Genomic DNA, 26766 nt, shown 5'->3' with positions numbered 1-26766 from the left:
ACAACAATTCTTGTCAAGACTGTATTATGTGTCCGCTCACGTGCCCCGCTTCACCAGCGCCTGGAACTCCGGATGCCCACGGATGGCATCCCACGTCGGGTCAGCCCGGAGCCAGGGAACCGAGATCCAGGAGGGCACCGCGAGCAGCACTCGGAGCTGCTTCACTGCCGGCTCGGCCTCGCCCAGGATGGCGTACACCACCGCCAGGTTGTGCAGCATGTCCACCCCATACCAGCTGTCCTTCGAGGGTGGCCGAAGCTCCACGGCCTGCAGGCCCTCCCGAACGGCTTCTCCCCGGCGCCCTCCGCCCGCGTAGGCGAGGGCGAGCGCCGCGTGAAGCGAGGGATCGTCCGGTCGAACCCGGCTCCTGCCCTCCAGGACCGCCGCCGCGGAATCGAAGTAGATCCGCCCGGTCGCGAGATCGCCCCGGTACCGGTGCGCCCTGGCCTTGACGAGATAGTAGCCCCCGGAATCGGTGCCGAAGCGGTCGATGGAGAGACGCTCGACGGCCGCCTGGGCCGTGCTGTCCAGGCTCCGCCAGAGCATTGCGCCGGCGTCGGACTGCGGAGCCCAGTAGACCACTGCGTCCATTCCGACCCGACGGATCCCCTCCTTCAAGACCCCGGCGGCCGCGTCGAGATTTCCGTCCCGCGCGAGGACCAGAATGGCCTTGTAGAAATAGACCGGCGAGTCCGGCTCCAGCTCGAGGGCTCGGTCGATGTAGCGCCCCGCCTGCCGATACTCCCGCCGGCGCAGGTACACCTCGAACAGGTCGAGGTTCTTGACCAGTGATCTCGGGTCGAGGTCGACGGCACGCCGCAGGTCCGCGATCGCCTGGTCCCACTGGCCCAGGCGCCGCTCGACCAGTCCTCGCGCCCAGGCGAGGTCGCCGTTCCCAGGGTCGCCCGCCTGGGCGATCCGGAATTCCCGGAGCGCCTGCTGATAATCGAGCTCGCCCCAGTAGTGGATCTGTCCCAGCGCGAGGTGCGCCTCCGGCAAACGGGGCGCGAGCCCGAGCGCGGAATCGACGGCGCTCCGAGCCTTGGCCAGACGCTCAGGGGTCCGGTCCGCGAGGAGCTGGAATTGCCAGATGTGGGTCCGGGCCAGCCGGGCGAAGGCCAGCGCGAAGCGGGGATCCAGCTCGGTGGCCCTGGTGTACATCTGCTCGGCCGTGCGAAGCCCTTCGGGATCGGCGGCACGGGTGAAATAATCGTTTCCCCGAAGGTACAGGTCGTAGGCCTGGAGATTCGCGGTGGGTCGCGAGGCGATGGCCTGGCGGTCCGGCTCACGCAGTGCCAGGTCCAGGGCGGTCGCGACCTGCTCCGCGATCCTGGACTGCACGTCGAAGACCTCCTCGAGCGTCTCGTCGTAGCGCCCGGCCCAGAGGTGCCGGTCGTCCGATACCCGGATGAGCTGCGGGGTGACCCGCACCCGGCTGGTCCCTCCGGGGGACTTCTCCCATCGCACACTGCCCTCGAGGACGTACTCGGCGCCGAGCTCCCGCCCGATCTTTTTCACCGGCTTTGGACTGGCCCGATACTGCTCGGCGCTGGTCCGGGAGATGACGCCGAGGCTGGGGAGCATGGCCAGCCGGCTGGTGATCTCCTCGGTGATGCCATCGGTGAAGTAGCGGTCTTCCGCCGCGCCCAGGTTCTGGAATGGCAGCACGACGATGGACGGTGTCTCGTCTGGTTTCTCACCCCGGTTCGCCAGGCCGAGGGCGAGCATGAGGGCCGCCCCGGTGACTGCCCCGGCTGTCAGGAGTGCGGCCCGGTGGCGTGACCGGCCAGCGGCTGGCCGAGTGGTCGACAGAGCGCTTTCCAGCGCGGCGCTGAACTCCGCCGCCGTGGCGAAGCGATCCCGTGGCTCCTTGGCCAGCGCCCGGGCCAGTACCTGAGCTACCGATTCCGGCACTTCCGGTCGGCGGGACCGGAGCGGCGGCAGCGGCGCCATCACCTGCTGGGCCATGACCGCCTGTGCCGTAGCACCGGTGAACGGTGGCTGGCCTCCAAGCATCTCGTAGAGCACGCATCCCAGGCTATAGATGTCGCTTCTGCCGTCCTGGGCATCCTCGCCCCCCGCCTGTTCCGGGCTCATGTAGGCCGGCGTCCCGATGGCCCGCCCGGACTCGGTGAGCCGATCTCCCCCGGCGACTTCCACCGCCGTGGCGATGCCGAAGTCGGCGACGACCGCCTGATCGTCCTCGAACAAGATGTTCTCCGGCTTGATGTCGCGGTGGATCACCCCCTGGCGATGGGCATGATCCAGGGCCATCGCGACCTCGCGGGTAATCCGTATGGCCACCTGGAGGGGAAGCGGTCCCTCGCGCAGCCGCCGGCGCAGGGACTCGCCCTGGAGGTAAGGCATGACGTAGTACAACAGGCCGTCGGCCTCACCGGAATCGAAGAGCGGCAGGATATGTGGATGGGAGAGCCGGGCGACGAAGCGGATCTCCCGGAGGAACCGCTCCGCTCCGACCGAGACGGCGAGCTCCGGATGCACGACCTTGAGCGCCACGTGACGGTCGTGCCGGAGGTCGTGCGCGAGGTACACCGTGGCGGTGCCGCCCCGACCCAACAGGGACAGCTCACCGTCCGGCCCCCGTTCGAGCCGGTATCGATCGGCGAGAGCCGCAGCGAGACGTTCTTGGACGGACGCCATTCGAGGGTATGTGGTCGAGTCTACGGAAGGATATCGAGAACAGGATGGAAAGGCGACCAGCCTAGCGTTTCGATTTGGCTGCTTCCTTTCCCAGGCGCTCGAGCAGCTCGCCCAGCCGGCGGAACTCCTCGCCGTAGCGAGCCCAGTCGATCTCCCGCTGTGCCTCCACTGCCGCCTCGTACCGGCGCCGGGCCTCGGCCACCAGTGACTGGAGCCCGGAATCGGCCGGCTCGGCGCCCGGCGTCACGACTGGTCCCGGCTGCGCCGGTGGCGGCCCCGATCCGCCGAAGAGCTCGGCCAGCGCGCCGTCCAGCGTCTCCTGCATCACCACCCGATTCTGGTAGGCGACGACCACCCGCTTGAGCTCGGGGATCCGCCCGCCTTCCGCCTGAAGGTAGAGTGGCTGGACGTAGAGCAGTGACGCTTCGATCGGGATCACCAGCAGGTCTCCCCGGATCACCTTGGAGCCGCGCTGGTCCCAGAGCGAGATCTGGCGGGAGATCTCGGTGTCCTGGTTGATCCGGTTCTCGATCTGCTGCGGGCCGTACACCAGGCTCTGCCGGGAGAGCCGGTACACCCGGAGCCGCCCGTAGGCGGCGCCGTCGTTCCTCGCGACCATCCAGGCGGCCAGGTTGTCCTTCCCCCGCGGCGTGAACGGCACCATGTAGATGAACTCGGCCTCCTTCTCGTCGGGCAGGCGCATGATGATGTGCCGCATGAACGGCACCGACTCCTGCGCCTCGGCGACGACCGGGATCTGCCACTGGTCCTCCCGGTGATAGAAGTCCTCCGGCTGGTCCATGTGGTAGGTGGTATAGAGGCTGGTCTGGATCCGGTAGATCTCGTCGGGGTAGCGGAGGTGCGCCCGAAGGTCGGCGGGCATGCTGGCGAGCGGCGAGAAGATGCCGGGAAAGATGCGCGCCCAGGTCCGGATCAACGGGTCGGTCGGGGCGCTGACATACGCGGTGAGCGACCCATTGTACGCGTCGATCACGAGCTTGACGCTGTTCCGCATGTAGGTCGTGCCATCGCGCAGCGGCTGCGCGTAGGGATAGCCGTCGGTGACGGTATAGGCGTCCATGATCCACTTGAGGGTGCCGTCGGCCGCGATCACCAGATAGGGATCCCGATCGAACCGAAGGAACGGCAGCGCCTTCCGGGCGCGCTCCATGATGGTTCGGTAGTAGAGCACCCGGCTGTCGCTGGTGATGTCGCCTGAGAAGAGGATCTTGGAGGAGCCGAATCGGGCGGCGAGGAGCAGCCGGCGGACGAGGTTGCCGATGCGGACGCCGCCGGTCCCGCGATACACCGCGTAGACGTTTGCTTCGCCAGACGGGTGATCGAACTCGCGCTGCCGCGTGTTCACGAAGACGAAGTCGTTGGCGAGCTCGCCGTAATAGATCTGGGGGCGGCTGACCTTGAGCGACACGGTGGAGACCGGGGGCAGGTCTTTCACGAACAGCACCGGCAGGCCCTCGCTGGTCACCTGGTTGACCGGACCGAGGGTAAGTCCCATCCCATGAGTGAACGTGAGATGCTCGTTGATGAACGTCCGGGTCGGCAGCGAGGCGGGATTGAGCTCCCGGGGCGAGAGCAACACCTGGCGGTACTTCCCGTCGATCCAGTAGCGGTCGTCGTCCACCGAGATGAAATCGTAATAGGTGCGGATCTCCTGAAGCTGGCCGAAGGTCAGCAGCAGCGGTTCCCGGTCCCAGAGCCGCACATTCTGGATGGTGGGGGCGTTGGCCCGGATGTCGGCCGGCGTGAGGCTGGCTTCGCCGTTCAGCTCGCGGGCATCCACGCTGTCGAGACCCCACGCCCGCCGGGTGGCGACGATGTGATGCCCGAGGTACGGCGTCTCGCGGGTGAGCTCGGTCGGAGCCACCACGAGCTTCTGTATCACCTGGGGAATGAGTCCCCGACCGACAATGCCCACCAGGAGATAGCCACCGATGGCCAGCAGTGCGTAGCGGGGCAGCTGCCGCCGCATGCCTCCGATCAGCACGGCCGCGGCCGCGAGAAGCGCCACGACGGCGGAGAGCCGGAGCGCCGGCAGGCTCGCGTGCAGATCGGTGTAGCTGGCGCCGACCAGCGGGCCGGTGGTCGAATAGAGCAGGCCGGGGATCGTCACCAGCCAGAGGCGGAGCGCCGTCAGGAGGAACAGAACCGCCAGGACGATCGCCAGATGCAGCCCCGCCGTGGGCTCGATCCGGAGCCACCCCGGGCCGGGCACCACGTCGCCGCGCAGCCAATAGAGGGGAGCGAGCAGGAGCAGACAGATGACGGCGAGCGTGGTCAACCAGCCGAGGACGATGGCCAGGGCGGGCAGCGTGAACACGTAGAAGCCGATGTCGCGGGAGAAGATCGGATCGGCGGTCCCGAAGCTGGTGCCATAGATCAGCCCGAGTGCGGCCTCCCAGGCGGAGGTGAGCGTCAGCCCAGCCAGGAGGCCCAGGGCGAGCGAGACCGGAAGGCTCAGGCGGCCAAGCGCCGCGGTGATGTCCAGCCGGGGGACCGATTGTCCGAACTTGAGCACGATCGGATCGGGCACCAGGCCACGCTGCGCGGCGCGCAGGTTCAGGTAGAGCACGCCCGCCGTCAGCCCGCCACCGGCCAGGAAGAGCAGCCATTTGGTGCTCAGCTGCCGGGTGAAGACGATCTGGTATCCGATCTCGCGGAACCACCACCAGTCGGTGAGCAGGAGGTTGAGAGCAGGGAACAGGAAGAATCCCGCGACCAGCGCGGCGAACAGCGTCGGCAGCAGGCGGAAGCGTAATCGAGGGCGCGGAGGCGGAAAGCGGCGGCTCATCGTGCGCGAAAGTGTACGTCCGACGCCGGCAGAGGGGAATAGGCGGTGGTCCACCCGCGTCGACACAGTGTGACGCGTCTCACCCGCCGACCGGCGCGAGCCTGCGAACTTCCTGGCTCACACCCGCGGGAGCGGTTCGATGCGAGCGGACCACGTCACACGACAAGTCGAGATCCGGCCCGGCGAGCGCTACGCCTGGCAAGGCCCCGCGCTGCTCATCACCGACCACCGGGGAGAGTGCGGCGGAGGTGAGGAGCCGGTGCTGTCCGGATTCTACTTTCGCGAGACACGGTACCTGAGCCGCCTCCGTCTCGAGCTGAACGGAGAGGCGCCCTGGTTATGCGCGGTGGGGGCCGGGAGGCAGAACGAGCTGGCATTCACCTATGCATACCCTGAGCTCGCCGGCGGCAGCGGCGGCGGGAGCGGGACCGCGGGGGACGAGCTTCCCCGTGACGCCCGGGGCCTGCCCCGGCGGGCGATCGACCTGATCACGCTCTACCGGGTGGGCTTCTACGCTCTGGAGGTGGAGCTCACGATCACCAATCGCTGGGCCGAGCGCGCGGCGCTGGAGCTCGCGTGGTGTCTCGACGCCGACTACGCGGACCTGCTCGAGGCGGACGCGGGAGCTCGGCAGCAGCAAGCGGGCGTCGAGCGCCTGGCCGAAGCAGAGCGGCTCCGGTTTCGCTACCAGCAGCCCGGTCTGCCGCTGGAGACGAGCGCCGAAGCCGATGGGGCGAGCTGGCGGGCCGAGAGCGATCGGCTGGTGACCTCGTTGGTTCTCCAGCGCGGCGAGGGCAGGACCGTACGCCTCCGGGTGACCGCTCTGGGAGATGAAGACCTGCCGGATGTGGCGGGGCTCGCCGCGCGAGAGCGGGTGATGACCGAATGGCGCTCCCGGGTGACGCGGGTGCACACCAACGGCCGGCTCCCCTTCGGCGACATGGTACAGCGGGCGATGGACGACCTGGGCTCCTTCGCACTGCTGGAGGGAACCACGGAGGGCTGGCTCGCACCCGCGGCCGGTGCTCCACTGTATCCGGCGCTGTTCGGACGGGATTCTCTCACCTCCACCTGGCAGGCGACCGTGCTGGACCGCGGCGAGCTGCTCGCGGCGACCCTGGTCCGTCTGGCCGAGCTCCAGGGCACCGCGGTGGTGCCCGAGCGCGACGAGGAGCCGGGCCGGATCATTCACTCGGTGCGCCGGGGGCCGCTGGCCAGGCTGGGGATGAACTCGTTCGCCCGATACTACGCGGACTTCGCCAGTCCGTTCATGTTCGTCATCTCGCTGGCGCAGCTCTATGCCTGGACCGGGGACGTGCGACCGGTCCGTCGTCACTGGGACGCCGCTCGGCGGATCCTCGACTGGGCGCGGGAGTACGGCGATCGTGACGGCGACGGCTATCTCGAGTACCAGACGCACGCGAAGGACGGGCCCAAGAACCAGGGATGGAAGGACAGCGGCAACGGAATCGTCTACGAGGATGGACGCCAGGTACCGGCGCCGATCGCGACCTGCGAGATCCAGGGGTACTGGTTCGCGGCTCAACAGCTCACCGCGGTACTGGCCGCGGCGCTCGGGCAGGTGGGCGAGGCGAAGGCCCACTGGGCGTCGGCCCAGTCCCTCAAGGAGCGATTCAACCGCGACTGGTGGATGCCGGACGAACGGTTCTTCGCGCTCGCGCTCGACCCCGAGAAGCGTCCCGCACGAAGCATCACCTCCAACGTGGGTCACTGCCTGGCCGCGGGGATCATCGCCGACGAGCACGTTCCCCCCGTCGTGGGCAGGCTCTTCGCCCCGGATATGTTCAGCGGCTGGGGCATCCGCACGCTCTCGAGCGAGCATCCCTCCTACAACCCGATCAGCTACCATCTGGGCAGCATCTGGACGGTCGAGAACGGGACGATGGCGTTCGGGCTCAGACGGTACGGACTGGACGCGAGAACGCTGGACCTGTTCGAGGCGATGGTGGACCTGGCCATGCTGTACGAGGGCTATCGCGTGCCGGAGTGCGTGGGCGGCTACGCGCGATCCGAGTTCCCCCATCCCGGGGCCTACCCCAGGGCCAACGCTCCCCAGGCGTGGAATCAGAGCGCGCTCCCGCTGCTGCTGCAGACGATCCTCGGTCTCCAGCCGGTGGCGCCCCTGCATCTGCTGGCGATCGACCCGATGCTCCCGGACTGGCTGCCCGAGGTGACCCTCGAAGGTCTCCGCTTAGGCGAGACCCGTGCGACGTTGCGCTTTTGGCGGCGGGAAGATGGCTATACCGATGCCGAAGTGGTCCGCAAACGAGGGCCGCTGCGCCTGGTCCGCCAACCGCCACCCGAATCGCTGTCGGCGGGCCTCGGGGATCGATTCCGGGCCCTGGTCGACAGCGTGCTCCCCTGAGGAAAAAGGGCTGGCGGAGAGCCAGCCCTCGGAGTACTCGACATCGCGGCCTGCGCTCTTGTATGGGGCCGCCCTGTATGTGGGCTCCGCCGCTATCGCCCGAGCCACTCCTGCGGCAGGCGCTCGCCCGACGGGTCGAGAAGCTTGGGCCAGGCGACCGCCGTACCGCGAGGGCACAACGGACACTCGGCCTGTGCTTAATGGCGCTCGGAAGGCACCCCGAGGCGGAAAAACTCCTGGTCGAGAGCTACCGGACCCTCGCTGCCGCCACCAACTGGTATCACCGGACCCTGAGGGAACACACGCTCCACGACCTCGTGGCCTTGTATCGAGGCTGGGGCAAGCAGGCGGAGGCGGCGAACTATCAGGCGAGGCTCACGGGCGAAATCGAGCGCGCGGCTTCCGCCAGCAGGACGCCGTAGTCCTGAAGCACCGCCGCGGTTGACGGTCGAGAGACCCCGGGCTATGCTATCCGGGCCTTCCCCCCGCCTGCGCTCGCGTTCCGCTTGATCGACCATGAGGTGCCAATGACGCCCGCCCGCCGGCGAGTCGCGATTCGGGCGCTCGCCGCCGCTCTCGCCACCGCACTCCTCGTTCCGCTGACGTTCGCCGCCGGCCAACAGCCGGCGCCGCTGCACTATCCCCCGACCCGCACCGTCGACACCGTCGCCGACTTCCACGGCACCCGCATCGCCGATCCGTACCGATGGCTGGAGTCGATCGACAGCGCCGACGTTGCCGCCTGGATCAAAGCGCAGAACGCGGTGACCATGCCGTACCTGGCCGCCCTGCCGGGCCGCGATGCGCTGAAGCAGCGGCTCACCGCGCTCTTCAACTTTCCCCGGACCGGCGTGCCGTTCTGGCAAGGCGGCCGCTGGTTCTACACCAGGAACTCGGGACTCCAGCGGCAGAACGTGTGGTACTCCCGTTCGACGCTCCAAGGGGCGGCGCGGGTGGTGATCGATCCCAATGAGCTGTCGCCCGATGGCTCGGTGCAGCTCTCCGCGTTCGCCCCGTCGCCCAAAGGCCGGTTCGTGACCTACGGTCTGAGCGAAGGCGGTGCCGACTGGATGACCTTCCACGTGCGCGATCTCGCGACCGGGAAGAACACGGCCGACACCATTCGCTGGGCGAGGTTCACCGACGTGTCCTGGACCCAGGACGACCAGGGCTTCTTCTATTCCCGATATCCCGCCCCGCCACCCGGTGAGGAGCTGAAGGCCAAACTCGAGCATCAGACCCTCTATTACCATCGGCTCGGGAGCTCGCAGTCGCGGGATCTCAGGATCTACGAGCGTCCCGACCAGCCGACCTGGTTCGTGGGCGGCGGAACGGACGAGACCGGCCGATTCCTTATCGTTTACACGTCCAAGGGCACAGACAAGAACGAGCTCTACCTCGCCGACCTCGGCAATCCGGCCAGGCCGAACCTCCGCGCGGCGATCCGGCCGGTGGTCACCGGGCAGGACGCCAACTACCTGCCCCTTGGCGTCGTGCGCGGGCGGCTGTACCTCCAGACGGACAAGGACACACCCAACCGCAGGATTGTCTCGCTCCCGGCAGCCCCCCTCGACCCGAAGAGCTGGACCACGGTGCTGGCCGCCGGCGAGATGCCGATCGAGAGCGCCTCGCTCGTGGCAGGGAAACTGGCGGTGCTCTCCCTGCGGGACGTGGCCGCGGTCGTCCGGCTCTACTCCCTCCAGGGGTCGCTCGAGCGAGACGTACCGATGCCGGGACTCGGCAGTGCGAGCGGGCTGGTCGGGCGCTTCGATCGTCCCGAGCTCTTCTACAGCTATACCGCGCCGCTCGCGCCGAGCACGGCGTTTCTCTACAACGCGAAGACCGGTACGAGCCGCCCGTTCGAGCCACCCCCGCTCACCTTCGACCCCGGCCGATTCGAGACCGAGCGCGTCTTCTATACCAGCAACGATGGCACCCGGGTCCCGATGTTCGTCACCCACCGGCGCGACCTGGTGAAGAACGGCGAGAATCCGACGATGCTCTCTGCCTACGGCGGCTTCTCGATCAGCATTACTCCCTCCTTCAGCCCGGCAGTGATCGCGTGGGTGGAGCAGGGCGGTGTCTACGCGGTGCCGAACATCCGGGGCGGCGGCGAGTACGGGGAGCGCTGGCACCAAGCGGGAATGTTCCAGCGGAAGCAGAACGTGTTCGATGACTTCATCGCGGCGGCGGAGTATCTGGTCCGTGAGAAGTACACCTCGCCCGAGAGGCTGGCCATCAACGGTGGGTCGAACGGCGGGCTGCTGGTGGGTGCGGCAATGACTCAGCGCCCCGAGCTGTTCGCGGCGGCGGTGCCGCAGGTGGGTGTCATGGATATGCTGCGGTTCAACCAATTCACCGGCGGGAATGCGTGGACCGCCGAGTACGGCACCCCGAACGACTCGGCCAGCTTCGAGTATCTGCGCAGATACTCTCCACTGCACAACATCAAACCAGGCATCTGTTATCCCGCGACCCTGGTCACCACGGCCGATCACGACGACCGGGTGGTGCCCAGCCATTCCTACAAGTTCACGGCTACGCTCCAGGCCGCGCAGACAGCGGCGGCGGGCTGCGCGAATCCCGTGCTCCTCCGGGTCGAGGCGCAGGGCAGCCACGGTTACCGGCCGCTGGACCGCCGGATCGACGAGTGGGCGGACATCTGGACGTTCGTGGCCCAGCATACCGGGATGGGGCCGACGCCGGTGAAGACGGTGACGCCGTAAACGACGAAACGGCCGGCTCGCCCGAGGCGAGCCGGCCGTCAACCGCGACATCGCGGTTCCGAGTTACGTCAGCTTGACGACATTCTCCGCGGCGGGGCCCTTCTGACCCTGCACGACGTCGAACTCGACCCGCTCGCCCTCGGCCAGGCTCTTGAAGCCCTGAGCCTGGATCGCGGAATGGTGGACGAAGCAGTCCTTCTGACCGCCCTCGGGCGTGATGAAGCCGAAGCCCTTGGCGTCGTTGAACCACTTGACCGTTCCGGTAGTGCGTGCCATGTCCTACTCCTTGTTCCTTATGTAATCGGAGTGGGGACAGGCCGCACGACCGACTACGGTTCACGTGGATTCCGCCTCCACGCGGGGCTTGGCTGCCGCGGCGCAGCATTGCGCCTGGAACGACAACCACTTTTGACATGAAAAAGGGCCGGCGGTGACGCCAGCCCCTGCCTGATCACGTCCGATATCGGCGGCGCACTCGCGCCGATGAGACAATGTAAGTCGATGCGAGCCAAAGAGCAAGGGACGACTCAGCGGGTCGGGGACCGCACGTCTCGCATCGCCGCCAGCAGACGTCGACGTTGCCCCGGCGACAGCATGTCCTCCGCGATCACCAGCCGCGTGAGCCGGGCCGCAAACGAATAGCCCCGCGCCTCGAGCCGGCGCCCCGTCGACCAGGACCTCGACTGCGCCGAGCGTGCGGCAGGTAATCATGCCAGACGTATCGCCGGTGAAGCCCGAGTAACCGATTGACAGGCGCGCGTCACCCGTGATGGCATCGAGCGTGACGCCTGGTTGAGGATGTAGGCACATGCTCCTCGCTCCAGCCCGCGCTCGCCTGGGCGCTGAGGGAGTCCGCCGCCAAGGCCGCCGGCGACCCGCTCCGCTGCTTCCCTCACGGCCTCAGGATCGAGCCGGGCCGCCGCGGACCTCGGGAGAACTCGACCCAGGCTTGGGAACCCCCGACTATCGCATCACGTCAGGGCCCGGGACGCCAGCCGATCCTCCCGGCTCGCCCGGATCACCCGCTGGATTGCCCAGATGCCCGGGATCATCGGCAGGACCGCCGTATAGAGTCCCGGGAAGTAGTACACCCCGGTGGTGTGCAGGTAGTAGTTGCGCATGCCCGCCACGAATCCGCCGTTCGACACTACCTGGGAAATCGTGCCCGGCAACTCGGGCTGTATCGCCGGCCGGAGTATCGGAAAGATGAAGTGGGTAAACTCCGCCACCCCGGGGCCGATGAAGATGAACCACGCGAGAAAGCCAGCCAGGGGCACGCGATAGAAGAGGCCCAGCGCCGTCAGCGCATAGAGCGCCGGCCCGATGAAGGCGAACACCATCAGGAATGACCGCTCCGTCCAGCTGATATCGAAAAGCCGGCTCATGGCCGGCCCGAAGCCGGTCAGGTACTCCTCCGCCATATGGACCTCCAGCGCCGCCACCGTCAGCAGGAAGAGCGGGAGGATGACCGCGGGGTCGAGTGGCTTTCTCAGGTACGTCCGGCTCCACATCACCAGGGCAATCACGCTCGATCCGCCGACGATCACGACCGGGGGCAGACCGATGTTCACGTACCCCGCGAGCATCGTGGTGACGGCGAAGACGATGGCTGCAATGATGGAGAGGATGCGTGTCGCTTGGGCGCTGCCTCCCTTCACAAGAGAACGCCCAGGGGGTTTCAGGCCCCCCCTGGGCGTTCCCATCCCAACTACGACGGCTGCAGCTACCGGTTCTTCGACACGTTCCGAGAACGGCCGGTCTCGGCCTTCACCTGATCGCCGATCCGCCGGGCCTGCGCCAGATTCTGCTGCAGCGCCGGGAGCTCGTCCGCCACCAGGCTTCGGACCTGATTTGAATTGGCAGACCTGCCCTCATTCTGGAAGTACGGCACCATCGATTCGAGATGCTCGATCACGGTCGTCATATAGGTCCGATCGAACTCGGCGCCCGACCGCTTCTGCACCCGATCCAACTTCTCCTGATGCTGAGATCCCATACCCCGCTGGAGCGACATGCCGTTTCTCGAGGCCACGCCGGCCCAGCGATCCTGCCACTTGCTGAAGTCGTCCACCATGTGGTCCGCGAACCGCTTCACCGCGGAGTTGCTGGCCTTCTGCTGCGCCGCCCGGCCAAGGCGGATCTCCAGGGTGTTATCCGCACCCATCTCCTCTACGAATTTCCGGTCCGCCTTGAGCTCATCCGCGCGGCCGGTGACTCGTTGCGGATGCACCTGAGCATTCTGACTGGTGACCCGCGTATTCTGAGGATTCTGCGGTGCGACCGCGACGTTGGTGCTCGCGCCCACCTGGGCTCCGACCTGCTGGGCCATGCTCAGGTGTTGTTGAATCGTCGCCAGGTCGCTGGACGCAAGCTGCCGCACATCGGCGGAACGCGCTGACAGCCCCTGACTCTGGAAGGCCTGGGCATCCTGCTGGTGGTCCTGAATCATGGAGTTCATGTAGTTCCGATCGAAGTCCGCGCCGGACAGTCGCTCCAGCCGACTGGCCTGTTGCTCCTGGGCCGGGTCCAGCGCCACCTTGACGGGCAGCCGGTTCCTGCTGATAAGCGCGCTCCACTGATTGCCCATGGTGGTGTGATCTCTGAACATCTGCTGGCCAAATTGCTTGACGGCGGGACTCGAGGCTCGTTGCATCGCCGCCCGGCCTAGCCGCACCTCCAGGAGATTGCCCGCGATGGCTTCACGCACGAAGGCGGTGTCCGCCAACGAATCGAGCGTCACCTGCGCTGGTGCGGTGGTCGGCGCGCCCTTCCCAAAGATGATCCGGGCGGATGTGTCCCGGGCTGGCGTCGTCTGCGAATGCAGCGTGCTCGCAGGCGCGGCCGCGAAGGCCAGAGTGAGTCCCGCGGCGGTGGTGATGAGTCTTGCTACGGACATGGCTTTCCTCTCCTGCGCTCAGGCGCGAAGCTCCAGTAAGTGGCGCCCGGACGGGCGCCCTCAACCAGACGATAGCCCCCGGCGCCGGACCGAGATGTGACCCCACGCACGGGGACAGTTTGACCACCTGGGCCACTTCGGCCCCCGCCTGATAGCCATCCCTCAGTACCCACGTAACTTATTGCAATAGAACTCATTGCGCCGTCAGCAGGCGCTGGCTCGGGGGCACCGCCGTGCACCTCGGAGACGTTGACGGATGCATGCCGTGGGGAGACGTTGTGTAGACACCCCGGCCAACCGGGCATAGCCGCCCCTCGAGGGCGGATCTCCAGTGGGAAGGGTCCTATGAGAAAAGGATTCACGCCGGTCCTGCTCGCAGCGGGGCTCCTGGCCGCCCGCCCGGCCGGGGCACAAACCGGCATCGCCGTCGGAGACAAAGCACCCGTGGTCACGGTGCAGGACCTCGATGGGAACCGAGTTGATTTGGGGCGGTGGATCGGAAAGAAGCCGGTCTTCCTGGAGTTCTGGGCGACCTGGTGCACCAACTGCGCGGAGCTGCTCCCTACGGTGAAAGCGGCGGCCGCGCGCTATGGCGCCAAGGTCGAATTCCTGGGGATGAACGTCACCACCAACCAGACCCTCGCACGGGTGCGCCGGTACCGCGACACCGAGAAACCCCCGTACCGGCCGCTCTGGGACGAGGGCAAGACCAGCCTCAAGGCCTACCAGGTGCCCGGGACCTCGTACGTCGTGATCATCGACGCCAAGGGCAAGGTCATTTACACCGGTTTCGGCGGCAAGCAGGATTTCGCGGACGCGCTGAAGCGTGTCGCGGGGTGAGCTGATGCCGAACCTCGAACTACCCCGCGCAGGGAGGCCGCCATGGAGCTCGAGCGTGCAGTAGGCCTCCGCCCCGACGGGTCGGTCTGGCTCCCGGACCGCCACGCTGCCGTCAGCTCCATCCTGCTCAAGCTCGCGGCCATGGGCGTCCAGATCCCGGCGGATACCGGTGACGAGAACGTGCTCCAGCTTGCGGGCGATCTCTTCGCCCGCTATCGGGAGCAGACCCGGCTGCTCTCCGAGCACCTGTGCCCGGCCGACCGGCGGATCCAGGACTACATCGACGCGCTGTTGGCGGCCGCCGGTTTTGCCGAGCCGGTACGGCTGCCCGCCGAGACCCTCATCCTCGATCATTACGGACTCGCCCGAGAGCTGTCCTTGCCGATCGACGGGAACGCGTGGCACAACGAGCTGGTCTCGAGTTACCGGCTGGACAACGGCGTGCTGCACAATCCGGTCAACGATCGCCGCACCACCCAGGGCGTGTTCCACGTGGCCGAGGGTGGACTTCCCATTCCCGCGGACAAGACCCGGGTGCCGCTCGGCGCATTCGTTCGCCTGCTGCAGGAGGCCCTGCGGCCTCCGGCCCAGTTGACTCGCCTCCCCTTCACCATCAACTGGTCCGATCCGGTCGAGACCGTGGTCTCGCTCCTGCTGCGGCCGCTGGTGTGTCCGGCGGTCCCCAGGGTGGCCCCGGAAAAGCGGATGGAGGTGCGCTTCTTCGCGCCCGGCGGGCTGGTCTCGAACCTGGATTTCGTGGAGAGCATCTTCGGCAACGCCGGCGATCCGTACCTGCCGGCCAACGACGCCGCGCTCGACGTGGACGGCTGGACCGGCCACAGCGGCTGCGTGATCCTGGCGCCCCACCTCACCCGGCTTCGGAAGACGGACCTGGGCCTGCCGCACGTGAGCCGCGCCACCGAGGCCGAGCGCGCGGCGGGCATGTGCTGGGCCGACGAGGGCGAGCTCTACAACGAGGGCAGGCCATTCAAGGTCACCTCGCGCGGAACCCAGGGCGTGATGGTCACCATCCTCGCCGACAACTATTTCGGGTACTGCAAGAAGGAGATCAAGACCCAGATCGGCTACAGCGCCAACCTCTTCGGCCTGGCGGAGGAGGAGCACGCGGGCGGGGTGCTGGCCTTTCCGACCTTCAACCTGGGCGACCGGTTCGTCCCGGATCTCGTGAGGATCGTGAGCGCCAGTCACCGCTTCGCCGAAGTGCGCGGGCTCCTGGGGCAGCGCGCCAGGTTCCACGACTCGGGGTACGCGACCGACGTGCAGTATCCCGAGATCCACTACATGCCGGAAGACATGGTGATCGACGTCCCCCGCCAGGACATCACCTGGATGAGCCAGGGGAAGGAGCAGCACCTCAAGCTTCTGCCCGGGCGGATTTACATCCACCCGAGCGGCTACAAGGTCCGCATGGCCAAGCATCGCGCGGCGCCGAGCTGGCGGCTGATCGGAACCGTGCCGGAGGGCGCATTCTGCCACAAGCCGTGCACCGTATCGGGTGGGGGCAAGTCGGAGATCAGCAAGAGCCTGGTCGACGCGGTGCTGCCGGGCTCCTTCTACGTACGAAGTTTCGACGACGACATGGCGCAGGTCCAGGCGATCTTCGAGCGGGACTACGAGGAGGTACGCCTGTCCGAGCTTCGCGCGGCGGACGGGCGCGGAGCTTCACGGCCGATCCTCTCCCCCGACCGCTCGCTCGGCTCGGTGGTCAAGCTGCTCACCCCCAATCCGGCCGAGTTCACGCCGGAGTACAACGCGTGGCTCGAGAGCATTCCCAATCATGTGCGCGCGCTGGTCTTCGTCATCAAGCGCTTTCACCGGCCCGAGTGGGGGGATGATTGGCAGCGTTACTTCAGCGTCGACATCATCAACGGCGCGCCGGGGCACGAGCTCAAGTACGAGGGCCGGCGACTGGTGGCCAACTATCTCCGGATCGGCCGCGAGGAGCACGGGGCCTGGCGCACCTACAAGCTGCGGCAGGACTTCGTCGCGGCCGACAAGGTGCAGATGGAGGACGATATCACCGCCGCGGTGGTGGTCCCGGCACGCCGCCTGATCGGGCTCCCGGGCGAGTACGACGGCCATCCCAGCCTCAAGCTGGCGGAGAACTGCGAGGTGCGGCTGTTCCAGCGCCCGGACGACGCCATCCATCCCGGCCTGGACCGGCAGACCGAGGAGGACATGGCGGGGCCGGGCCTCTTCTGCTCGAACTTCCAGCCGCTCACCCGAGCGGACGCGCAGCGGATCGTAGAGGACGTGGCGGTGCATGACGCCTTCACCCCACCGATGCGCGAGCATGTCGCCGCGAACGCGGCGCTCGCCGACGACGGTTTCTCCATCTGCTCGGCCCAGCCCCGGCTGATCGGCGGCAAGCCCACCAAGAATCCGCGCTACCTGCAGCTCAGGCCCGACCTCGCCCGTCCGCGCGATCGCTACGTGGCGGAAATGGGCGCGCGGCTCAATCGGCGGCTCCCGCTCCACGCGCCCGTGCTGTTCCCGGTGATCAGCGTACTGTCCGGGCGGCGGAACAATCGGCCGGAAGACGGCGTCCGTCCGCTTTGCGTGTACGGACCCATCCACTACCAGGAATTGCCGGAGCTGTTCATGGACTACGTGTGCTCGCTGACAGGAACGTCGCCGAGCACCACGGGGGCGGGGTCGGAGGGGGCCCTCACCAAGGGCCCATTCAACGCGCTCGCAGCCACCGCCGATCTCAACAACGCGCTGGTCGCGATGCTGCTCACCGGCTACGCCGGCTTCAGCTCGGCGGCGGGATTCATCGGGCCGCGCTACCGGGTGGACCACGACATCAGCCTGCTCATTCCCGAGATCTGGTGCCGGCTGTTCCCCCACGAGCGTGACCCGAAGCGGCTGATCGAGGCCGGACACCTGGAGAAGCTCGAGGACTACGAATCCGCTGGCCGGAAGGTGCTCGCCAGCCGCCTCGGCTACCGCATCACGGCCAAGTTCGTGCACACCTACTTCGGGCGGGTGTTCGACAATCCCAGCACGGTATTCACCGAGGAGATCCTGCAGCCCGAGCTGCAGGACCGGGCGGTCTTCACCGACGGGATCGACAACATCGTGGAGGCCCAGCAGCGGGTGGCCGCGGCGTATTTCAAGGATGGTACGATCGAGGACGCCTGCCCTCCGCTCAGAGCGTTGCTCCACATCATGGCCCACGGGCACTACCAAGGGAAAGACGCGGGACATCCCGATATCCGGAGGCTGTTCACCCGCGAAGCGCTGCTCGCCAGCGACTGGTACCACGAGCGTCTGGCCATCAAGCAGCAGCGGGATGTGGCGCTCTGGGAGCGTCACGCGCGGAGCTTGACCCAATTCCTGGCGCGCGCGGGCCATCGCGACGAGGCGGTGCGCCTCGGCATCGCCAAGCGTCTCGAGCACGCGCGCGCGGAGCTCGAGCGGATGAGCGCTCCCGAGTATGTGACCTCGCTGGTCGGCACCATCGGTGCCGATCCGCTCCACCGGCCGGCGCACGGCCGGTGGAGTGGGGATCAGGACTCGCCAGCGGAATCGCGCGAGCTCCAGGGCAAGGCCTTGGTCTCGTCCAGGGAGTGACGGCTACGGCGTGTACAGGTGGGAGCCTGCGCCGTCCACCCCGACCAGGTAGTTGCGTCCATCCAGTGCCACCCGGCCGAGCGCCAGAGGCAGCCCTGCCGAAGGATAGGGAGCTCTGGCCTTCCAGGTGTTCGTGCCGGGATCGTAAGCGTAGGTATGGCTATCGCTTGCCGTGATCACGTAGAGCTTCTGGCCGAGGATCGTCCCGATGGCCCGCCCGGCGGTGGGGACCGGGGCGAGAGGACTCCAACTGTCGGTCGCAGGGTCGAAGACGTCGAGCGCTGCGGTGCCAAGGCCGCCTGCGACATAGAACTTCCCGTTGATGACCCCGCCCGCTCCGAAGGGATGATAGTGGGGGCATGACCGCAGGGCGCCCCACTTGTTGTTCACCGGATCGTAGCGGAACAACTGGCGGATCGCCGAGTGGTCACAGTAGCCCGGGAAGGGCCAGCCCGTACCATCACAGAAGCCAGGAAGCACGTACATCTTGCCGTCGATGACCCCGGTGACGCCCTCGGAGGTGGCCTTCGGCATGTCGGCTTTCCGGGTCAGGCGGTCGTTGGTGTAGTCGTAGGCCCACGTGGTGGGCACGCTCGGTGTGTCCCCGGTGCCGTCGTGTGAGCGGCCACCGGAGAAATACAGCTTGCTCCCGATCTTGGCGACGCCGTTCAAGTCGTACATGTAAACCTCCGACGTCTTCGTCGACCAGCTGTTCGTCGCCGCGTTGTAGGCCTGGATGGGAAACCCGCTGCCCCCTTCGTCATTGACACCGCCGAAGGTGTAGAGGATCGATTGCCCGGCCGAGTTGGGAGCCACTCCACCGACAAACCCATAAAGGGACTCTCCGGGACGGGCAGCCTTGTCGGTCCAGCTGTTCGACGCGGTCGATGCCGTGGCGGCGGAGATCTGATCGTCCGTCGATCCGGGCTGGGTCGGCGTCGTGTCCTCACCGCAGGAGAGGACGGCGAACAGGCTGAGTAGGAGCGGGAGAATGAGCGGCGGGCGGGGTGACATGCGTCCTCCTCGTACGAGGGATCACGGAAGGATGACCGTCTCGACGCCTCTACTCGCGGGATCGCGATCCCCTTCACTGGTCCGGCTAACAGCTTGCAGAGGAGAAAGTACGGGCGACGGTCAAGGGAAGCTCAAGAGACAGTCACGCACCGACTTGCGACGTGGACTGAAGATCTACCCGCCATCTTGGCTAGATCGAGGCGCGAAGCGCCACACGAGGTGAGCTGGCCGGCAATCCGGCGGGCGGAGAGTGGGTGGCTGCGGAACAATTGAGGCTCGGGCGGTCGCCCCGGCTCAGCGGGTGAACCAGTACGACACCTTCACCAGGAACGTATCGCGTGCCCGCCGGCCGAACAGGTCGCCGAGGTCGCCGCGGAAGGACTCGGCGCCCTCGACCGGCGAATCCGCCTGCCGTCCCTGGCTCCAGACCAGGAACAGCGTCGACCCCGGGCGATACTCCCAGCGGAACACCACGTTGGAGCGGAACTGCTGGAAGTTGAACCCGCTGTCATCCTCGGCGACGGCGGGGTCAGTATAGGGCCGGTAGCGCCCCGAGTACTCGCTCGCCCGCGCGTCCGCCACTTCACGGATGTCGGTGTAGGTGCCCTTGGAGACGAACGGCGAAGCGTAGACCTGGAGCGAGGTGGTGGGCGTGAAGGTGTAGCCCAGCCGCCAGGTGAAGCTCAGGGTCCTCTGCTGCAGATGCGCGAAGGTGTAGTGCTGCCCGCCGGCCGGGTCGGTGAACGTGTCGAAGTACTGCAGGTCGTTCCGGTTGTGGTTGTACTCCGCGCTGAGCGAGGTGGTAAAGCGAGTGGACACCTTGAGATCGAGCGTCGGCGAGAGGTCGATCGTCTCGGAGCGGCCCTGATCGCCCCTGGTGTAGTTGGCCGACACGGAGGGCACCAGCGGCCGGCGGTCATCGCCCTGGATGGTGATCCAGGGCGAGAGATACGGGTCCTGCCGGACCGCCGGACCACCCCGCGCGCAACGGTCGCAATAGGTAGCACCGAGCTGGCCGATGGTGCCCCCCACGTGCAGCCACCAACGGTTGGTGAACTGGACATGGACATTGGTGTTGAACGCCCGCTCGGTCGGCAGTCCCTCGGCGGTCCAGTGCTCCCAGTTGTTGAAATTCCAGCGGAGCTGCTGAAAAATCCGGTTGGGATGATTGAACGCCAGGTTCGCCCAGCTGGTCCACTCCTGCTGGTCGGCCTGGCGGAGGAACCCGAGGTCGTTGACCTCGAACCCCGGCGTCCGCCGCTGGTAGGCCGTCTCGAAGTGCAGCCGCTTGCCGCCCACCTTGGCGAAACGGATCTCCTGATTGATGCCGCTCAACGAGGTCCGGGTCGAATCGAAGGTCAGCGGGCCGTCCGGACGCTGGTACAGATGGACCGGGTCCTGCTGGGTGCGAGCGATCGCCGCCGCATCGCCCGCGACCCGGCTCAGGTCCAGCGAGCCGGAGATCTCGAACCGGCCGTGGAACCGCCACCGCCCATCGATTCCTCCGGCGTACGCGCTCCGATGGAGATAGGGCGCACTGGTGGCATCGAGCGACCGGTTCACTCCCGTTACGATGAACCCGAGGCTGGCATCGCCGCCGTGGAAGTCCTGATTGGCGCGGATCACGCCGTAATTGGTCGCGGGCTCGAGCGTGGTGCCTCCCGGCCCCGCCACATGATCGGTCACCGCGTCGAGGGCCCCCAGTGAGAAACCGTTCGGCAGGCGTCCGGTGACCTTACCGGCCCCCAGGATCTTGGTCGAGGTGGCGGACGCCTCGTCTCCATAGGTGTCGGCCAACTGCGGCGAGCGCCCGATCCGGCGGGAATAGAACAACCCTTCCCCGGTATTGCAGTCGACCACCACGACGCAATTGACGGTGAAGGTGAAGAGGCCCTTTCCCTCCACGAAGAACGGCCGTCGCTCGCTGAAGAAGGTCTCGAAGGCGCTGAGGTTGAGCTCCGACGGATCGGCCTCGACCTGGCCGAAATCGGGATTGACGGTGGCGTTGAGCAGCAGATTCGAGGCGAGCCGGTATTTCAGATCGCCGCCGAGAGAGACCTCCTGATTCTGCTCCGGGTCGGCCGCGCCGGCGTCCGGCTGGCTCTTGGTGATGACGTACGGCGTGATCTCCGCGTGTCCCGGGCTGCCCAGTCCGTCCAGCCCGGTCAGCTCGCCGAACTGGGAGGTGAGGCCCGAGCGCGAGGTGCGATAGAGTGGCCAGGTGACGGTCGCGGTATGGCGCTGGATGACCCGCCAGAGGAGCAGGCCGAACGTGCCGCTTCCCTTGGACGAGTAGTGCAGCTGGGAGAGCGGGATCCGATACTCCGCGGTCCAGCCAAGCGAATCGATCCGGGTCGCGGCGTCCCATACCGCGTCCCAGGCGACGTCCTCGTCGCCATCGTTATAGATCGCGTAGTCCGCCTTGACCCCGGCGGGGTTCACCGAGAACTCGTACCCGGTCCGCCGGTCGTGGTAGGGGTCGAGCATCACGCTGATGTAATCGGAGGCGGGCAGGTCATCCCGGCGGGCGAGCAGGCTGACGATGCTGTCAGGGTGGGGATCGAATGCGCGGACGAACACGTAAAGGTTGTGCTCGTCGTACGCCACCCGCGCCTCCGTCCGCAGTCGCGGTGCCACGCCTTCGCTGGGCTTGGCCTCGAGGAACTGGTCGACGGGCGGGGCGGTCCGCCACACGACGTCGTCATCCCGGCCGTCGAGCACGGGGGCCACCGCCGTGCGCGTGGCCCGGACGACGGTGGTTGCCGGGCGCGGCCGTGGGATCGTCATCACCTGCGCCTGAAGACCCAACAGAACGCCGAGCAGTGCAGTCATGTGAGACACCCGCGGGAAGGTTCACGGGTTGGACACGGGTTGTGCCGAAAAGGTTGGACGAAATCGCCCCGCCAGATTCGCTCAGGGGAACGGGCGGGGCCGAGGCTCGGGCCAGGGCCACGGATCGGACTCCCCGTGTCCCGCAATGCCCCGGATCGCCGCCTCACGCACCTCGGGATCCTTCGACTGCAGGAGCTCGGTCAACTGCTCGGAGCGTTCGCCCGAATGGATCAGCGCCCGGACCTCGGCTTTCCGCGCATCGGCATCCTGCTCCCGTGACAACGAGGCCCGGAGCGCGGGGACGGCTGCGCCATCCGCGATCTCGGAGAGCGCCCACGCTGCCTTGACCCGCAGCTCGGCATCGGCGTCGCTCAGGGCGCCGATCAGCGCCTTCGGCGCGGTGTGGACGTCGAGCTGACCCAGGGCCCACGCCGCGGTTCTCCGCACTTCCGCGTTCCGCTCCTTCGTGAGGAGTTGACCCAGGCCTTCGGCCGCCGACGCATCGCCCAGCTCGCCGAGGGCCCAAACCGCCGTCTCCCGTACGGCGGCGTCGCTGTCCGCCTGTGCCGCCCGCAGCAGGACCGGTGTGGCGGATCGCGCCTCGATGCTGGCCAAGGCCCAGGCGCTCATCTCGCGTACGCCGGCATCCCGATCGCCCCGCAGCGCCAGGGCGAGCCCGTCGGCGCCCGATTTGGCCTCGAGCTGACCCAGCGCCCAGGCCGCGGTGCGCCGGACGGAGGCCACCGCGTCGTCGTGGAGGAGGCGCACCAGCGCCGGGACCGCGCTCGTGGAATCGAGCTGGCCTAACGCCTCCGCCGCCGCTTCTCGCACCACGGGCGCGCCGTCACCCAGGGCGGCGGTCGCCGGACGCACGGCGCGCCCATCGCCGATCCGCCCAAGCGCCCAGAGCGCATCCGCCCTCGCGCCGGTAGATGGGTCATGGGCGGCTCGCACCAGCGGCTCAACCGCGCCCTTCGGCTGCAGCAATCCCAGCCCCAGCGCGGCGAGGGTACGCATTACCGAATCGGCCGACCCGAGCCGCTGCAGCAGACCGGGCGCCGCCAGATCGCTCGCCTGATTGGCGAGCAGCCGCACCGCGAGCTCGCGGACGCAGGGGTCATCAGTCGAGAGACTCTCCAGCAGGAACCGCACGTCCTCCGGCGTGCCCTGCGTCTCGCGGGTACCGCGGGAGTCTGGTGTCTTCGGGCGGGCGAGCGGCGTCGCCGGCGCGTCGCGCTCGCCCCAGCGGTTGTTGCCGACCGCGGTTGCGGCAAGCGCGCACAGGGCGCGCGGCGCGCCCAGGGCGCCCGCGAGCAGCTCGCGAATCTCTGGTGAACTCTTCCGCAGGCTGGGCGCGGGTGCACCCGTCGATCCGCCGAGTGACATCGCGGTCGCGGCGAGGACGAGGCTGGTCATCCGTATCATGGTCTGCTCCACAGAGGAGGATGATCGATGTGATGTTGAAATTTCAGCACTCATGGGCCGAAGCAACGGGCGAAGCGCGACACCCTGCGTCACGCCGCGCCCGTTCGCGTCAGCCGCGCCCGATCACGGAAACGGCCGAGGCTCCGGGCGGGGCCAGGGCCAGGGACCGGAGGCGTCTCCGCCGGCCAGCGCGGCCACGGCCATCCCTCGCACTTCGGCGTCCGGGGATGATACGAGTCGCTGGAAGGCCTCCACCGAGCCCTCCCCCACGGCACCGAGCGCCCGGATGAGGCCGTGCTGCACCTCGGGGTCCTGCTCGCGCCGAAGCGCGGAATCGATGGCGCCGGCCGTCCGGGGATCCCCGATCGTGTAGAGCGCCCAGGCCACCGATTCGCGCACGTTGCGATCTCGGTCCGACAGCGCGCTCGACAGCGCGGCCGGCGCCCGGCTCGGCTCGCAGGAGCCGATCGACCAGGCCGCGACCTCCCGTAGCGTGGGATCGGGGCTCCTGAGGACGCCCGTCAAGGTCTCCACGGCGTTTTCGTCGCCGATCGAGCCCAGTGCCCACACTGCCGTCGCGCGAACCTTCGGGTCCCGGTCCAGCCGGACGGCCTTGGCCAGGGCCGCCAGCACGACGGTCGAGCCCGGTCGTGCATCGGCCAGGGCCCACACCGCCATCTCACGCACCTCCGCGTCGGCATCGGTCCCGGCCGCGGAGGCGAGGGCCTCGATCGCGACATCGACCTCGACGTACCGCTGGAGTCCCCACGCGGCCACCCGCCGAACCGGGGCGCTCGTATCGGTGCGGAGTGTCCTGGCGAGCAGCGCCGCCCTGTCGTCGCCGGGCTCCTCGCGGGCGGTGACGGCTGGCGAGGCTCGGGTCGGGATCGCGATTGCCGCGGGTTGGGGGGCAGCGTCCGGCGGTGGCTGGACCGGTTGAACCGGCGCGCTGCGTGGCGCTTCAGCATGCGAGGGGAGCGAGTGAGACGCGGTGCGTGGCACCGGCGTCGCTGCACCGACGAAAGAGGCGAGGATGGCGAGCGCACCGACGATCACGGCGGTCTGCCTCCGATTCGGCCCCTTGCGACGGAGCGCGGGGTCGAGAATAGCCAGCATGCGTCCCTCGAACTCCTTTCGGTGCGCCATCGCAAGGGCGAGCGACGGCGTGTAGTGATCGCGCACGCCCGTCACCAGGTCCAGCAGATGCTCGGCGTAGTCGCTGGGCCGGGCACCGAGGACCAGCGCCAGGTCGTCGCAGGCCCGCTCGCTCTCGGTGCGGAGCCGCCGGGCGGCCGTCCACACCAGCGGGTGAAACCAATAGAGGGCGCAGGCGATCCGGCCGATCGTGTGACCGGCCAGGTCGCGCCGACGGACGTGCCCCAGCTCGTGCACCAGCACGGCGCTCCGCCGCTCGGCGCTCCACTGCTCGCATTCGGCGGGAAGCACGACGGCGGGAGCAATAAGGCCGCTCGCAAAGGGCATCTTCACATCCTCGCTGCGGACCAGCCGCGGAATGACGGGCACGCCCAGGCGATCGGCGACCTGGTACAACGGCGTCTGCCAGTCCGGGTGCTCCAGCGGCTCGGCCCGGCGGAGGATGCGCCGCACAGCGTACGCGCCGTGGGCGAGCCTCAGGATCAGCGCGAGAGCGCCCAGCACCCAGCCGAGCAACAGTACGGTCCCGAGCCCGAACGACGGCCCGATCGCGGCGCGAGACCGCGATGCGGACGAGGCGGCGGGGCCCGCGGCTTCAGGAGCAGCGCTGCTCTGCTGCCGCAGCGAACGGGTGATTTCGGGGCCGACAAGCGCTCCTGCCATGCTCGATGCAATTGTCGGTGATACGGACTGGGGAAGCATCCGGACCGGGAGGGGGGCCCACATGGCGAGTGCGGGGAGGACAAGGAGCGCGCCAAGCACCACGACCCAGACCAGATGCCGGGCGCCCGCCGAGGCGCGCGACATTGCGAGCGAGGCGCCGATCGCGGCCAGAAGCAGACAGGTGACCTTCAGAAGCACCAGCAGAATCGACAGGCCCAATGGTGCTGCCGTGACCCAGGAGAGCAGGTCTGGAATGGATGTCGACATCATGACCTCCCGCTCTCGTTCCGCCGCGCGCGGCGGATCTTCTCCCGGAGCCGGCCGATCTCGGCCTCGTCCAGGTCGGCGTCGGAAAGCCGCAGCAGCGCCGTGACCGCCTGCTCGGTCGAGCCGGCAAAATAGGTGCGCACGACGTGCGCGAGGACGTCATCCCGGGCCTTGTCGGTCGGACGGGCCGTCAGGTAGACGTACCGGGGCCCGTCCTCCCTGTGGGAGATCAGCTTCTTCTCCCCCAGGATCCGCAGGATGGAGCGGACCGCGGAATAGCTGGGCGGGTCGGGAAGGCTCTGCATGATCTCGGTGACGGTGGACTCGCCCCGCCGATGCAGGATCTCCATCACCTGCCGCTCGCGGCGGCTGAGGTCTTCGACAGGGGGGCGCTGGGGCATGGCGGTGGCCTTGGACCTGAGAGTATGAACGGTGACGCTGTGCTGATATTTCAGCAGAGGCCAGGAAAAGTCAAGGGCTCCGCCTGACTTGGCTACCTTGAGGAGCTGCCACGCAGCGCAACTGGGATCCAGGCGGCCACCGACCAGCTCATCCAAAGAATGCATGACACTCCTGCAGATGCTTCGACGATTCTCTAACCCGGCCGCGATCGCGCTGACGGTGATTGCGCCTGCGCTCAGCGCGAACCTTCCCCGGCCGGGCCACCGAGCGTGCGCCGAGCCATACCGCGTCTCCCGGCAGGAGATCCTGGAGGCGATGCGGACCCACGGGGCCTACAGTCTCACCAGCACCACCACGTCGATGCGGTTCGGAGCCGAGGCGCTCCTCGCGCTCGTCCGGCGGCGGCAGCGGGAGTCGCCGGGGAGCACCCAATTGATCGTCAAGCAGGACGATTGGTTCAGCGCTCACCTCGAGACGGCGGGGGTGACCTATGGGGATATGTCGGAGTCGGCCAGGGCGGGATTCGAGCACCATCAGGATGCGCTGATCGACTACGGCCCCCAGGTGGTGGCACAGGTGCTGGAAGGCCCTGCCCCGCTCCTCGCGCTGGACGTGACCATCTTCTGGCCCGACTCGGCGGGCGCGCCTTCCCATTTCAGCTATAAGGACACCCTGTCCGTGCCCAAAATGGATGTGTACGACAGCCGGGTCATCCGATTCAAGCTGCTGGAGTACGAGGACATGCTCGTGTTCGATCAGGTGAAGGGCATTTCCGTGCGGCCGGTCGGCTTCCTTTCGGCGGTGTTCGCGGTCTTGGGCAAGCCGGACCTCAAGCAGACCCGCCTCGCGGTCTCCAGCGATCAATGGCAGGTGGTGCGGGGGCAGGTCAAGGTGTTCCCGGGAATCTCGAAGACGGGGACGGCCACGATCGAGCCGAATGGACGGGGGCACGAAAACATCCCCCGCGAGCGGCCCGATCTGCGGGCGCTGGCCGACGGATTGAGTCGGCCCATGGGGATCCGGTATGGGGAGCCGTCCTGCCAGTCCCGCCAGCTGCGATGAGCGGCCTCACGTCGGCGACGTGCCTCGATGC

The 26766-nt window shown here is 67.8% G+C and carries 16 protein-coding genes; 6 read left to right on the top strand and 10 right to left on the bottom strand.

Annotated features, from left to right (window positions below; all coding sequences use genetic code 11):
- Window positions 1–36: 36 nt before the first annotated feature.
- Together VHR41_17275 and VHR41_17270 are read right to left on the bottom strand one after the other, a co-directional pair.
- A complete protein-coding gene (locus VHR41_17275) occupies window positions 37–2661 on the bottom strand; it encodes a protein kinase (GenBank protein ID HEX3235949.1) in 2625 nt (874 codons plus the stop codon).
- Between the two features lie 61 nt (window positions 2662–2722).
- On the bottom strand, window positions 2723–5470 hold the full coding sequence (locus VHR41_17270) for a UPF0182 family protein (protein HEX3235948.1): 2748 nt from the start codon (window positions 5468–5470) through the stop codon (window positions 2723–2725).
- Between the two features lie 139 nt (window positions 5471–5609).
- Here VHR41_17270 and VHR41_17265 point away from each other — a divergent pair, with 139 nt between their 5' ends.
- The 3 genes from VHR41_17265 to VHR41_17255 all read left to right on the top strand — a co-directional run bounded on the left by VHR41_17265 (window position 5610) and on the right by VHR41_17255 (window position 10582).
- Window positions 5610–7856 (top strand): glycogen debranching N-terminal domain-containing protein, encoded by a 2247-nt coding sequence (locus tag VHR41_17265; GenBank protein HEX3235947.1) that lies wholly within the window; start codon window positions 5610–5612, stop codon window positions 7854–7856.
- A 200-nt stretch (window positions 7857–8056) separates the two neighbouring features.
- Window positions 8057–8278, top strand: a complete 222-nt coding sequence (locus VHR41_17260; protein ID HEX3235946.1) for a hypothetical protein — start codon at window positions 8057–8059, stop codon at window positions 8276–8278.
- 105 nt (window positions 8279–8383) lie between these two features.
- Complete coding sequence (locus VHR41_17255; GenBank protein ID HEX3235945.1) at window positions 8384–10582, top strand: prolyl oligopeptidase family serine peptidase; 2199 nt, start codon at window positions 8384–8386, stop codon at window positions 10580–10582.
- Between the two features lie 63 nt (window positions 10583–10645).
- Here VHR41_17255 and VHR41_17250 read toward each other — a convergent pair whose 3' ends face one another.
- The 3 genes from VHR41_17250 to VHR41_17240 all read right to left on the bottom strand — a co-directional run bounded on the left by VHR41_17250 (window position 10646) and on the right by VHR41_17240 (window position 13478).
- A complete protein-coding gene (locus VHR41_17250) occupies window positions 10646–10858 on the bottom strand; it encodes a cold-shock protein (GenBank protein ID HEX3235944.1) in 213 nt (70 codons plus the stop codon).
- Between the two features lie 695 nt (window positions 10859–11553).
- On the bottom strand, window positions 11554–12240 hold the full coding sequence (locus tag VHR41_17245; protein HEX3235943.1) for a hypothetical protein: 687 nt from the start codon (window positions 12238–12240) through the stop codon (window positions 11554–11556).
- Window positions 12241–12305: 65 nt separating this feature from the next.
- Window positions 12306–13478, bottom strand: coding sequence for a DUF4142 domain-containing protein (locus VHR41_17240; protein ID HEX3235942.1), 1173 nt, complete (start codon window positions 13476–13478; stop codon window positions 12306–12308).
- A 345-nt stretch (window positions 13479–13823) separates the two neighbouring features.
- Here VHR41_17240 and VHR41_17235 point away from each other — a divergent pair, with 345 nt between their 5' ends.
- Together VHR41_17235 and VHR41_17230 are read left to right on the top strand one after the other, a co-directional pair.
- Complete coding sequence (locus VHR41_17235) at window positions 13824–14318, top strand: TlpA disulfide reductase family protein (GenBank protein HEX3235941.1); 495 nt, start codon at window positions 13824–13826, stop codon at window positions 14316–14318.
- Window positions 14319–14360: 42 nt separating this feature from the next.
- Window positions 14361–17915, top strand: a complete 3555-nt coding sequence (locus VHR41_17230; GenBank protein ID HEX3235940.1) for a hypothetical protein — start codon at window positions 14361–14363, stop codon at window positions 17913–17915.
- Window positions 17916–17918: 3 nt separating this feature from the next.
- Here VHR41_17230 and VHR41_17225 read toward each other — a convergent pair whose 3' ends face one another.
- From VHR41_17225 to VHR41_17205, 5 genes are all read right to left on the bottom strand, one after another.
- Complete coding sequence (locus tag VHR41_17225) at window positions 17919–18929, bottom strand: hypothetical protein (protein ID HEX3235939.1); 1011 nt, start codon at window positions 18927–18929, stop codon at window positions 17919–17921.
- 294 nt (window positions 18930–19223) lie between these two features.
- Window positions 19224–21761 (bottom strand): DUF5916 domain-containing protein, encoded by a 2538-nt coding sequence (locus VHR41_17220; GenBank protein HEX3235938.1) that lies wholly within the window; start codon window positions 21759–21761, stop codon window positions 19224–19226.
- Window positions 21762–21842: 81 nt separating this feature from the next.
- On the bottom strand, window positions 21843–23177 hold the full coding sequence (locus VHR41_17215; GenBank protein ID HEX3235937.1) for a HEAT repeat domain-containing protein: 1335 nt from the start codon (window positions 23175–23177) through the stop codon (window positions 21843–21845).
- A gap of 132 nt (window positions 23178–23309) precedes the next feature.
- A complete protein-coding gene (locus VHR41_17210) occupies window positions 23310–25274 on the bottom strand; it encodes a HEAT repeat domain-containing protein (GenBank protein ID HEX3235936.1) in 1965 nt (654 codons plus the stop codon).
- Window positions 25271–25672: a BlaI/MecI/CopY family transcriptional regulator gene (locus tag VHR41_17205; GenBank protein HEX3235935.1), complete on the bottom strand. Its 402-nt coding sequence runs from the start codon at window positions 25670–25672 to the stop codon at window positions 25271–25273. The genes VHR41_17210 and VHR41_17205 overlap by 4 nt, the downstream gene beginning before the upstream one ends.
- 178 nt (window positions 25673–25850) lie before the next feature.
- Here VHR41_17205 and VHR41_17200 point away from each other — a divergent pair, with 178 nt between their 5' ends.
- Window positions 25851–26735, top strand: coding sequence for a hypothetical protein (locus VHR41_17200; GenBank protein HEX3235934.1), 885 nt, complete (start codon window positions 25851–25853; stop codon window positions 26733–26735).
- Window positions 26736–26766 lie beyond the last annotated feature (31 nt).

It is taken from the genome of Gemmatimonadales bacterium, assembly GCA_036265815.1.
Taxonomy (GTDB): Bacteria; Gemmatimonadota; Gemmatimonadetes; order Gemmatimonadales; family GWC2-71-9; genus CAVVWJ01.
Note: the sequence above shows the minus strand (reverse complement) of the source record. Positions and strands in the feature narration are given on the sequence as shown.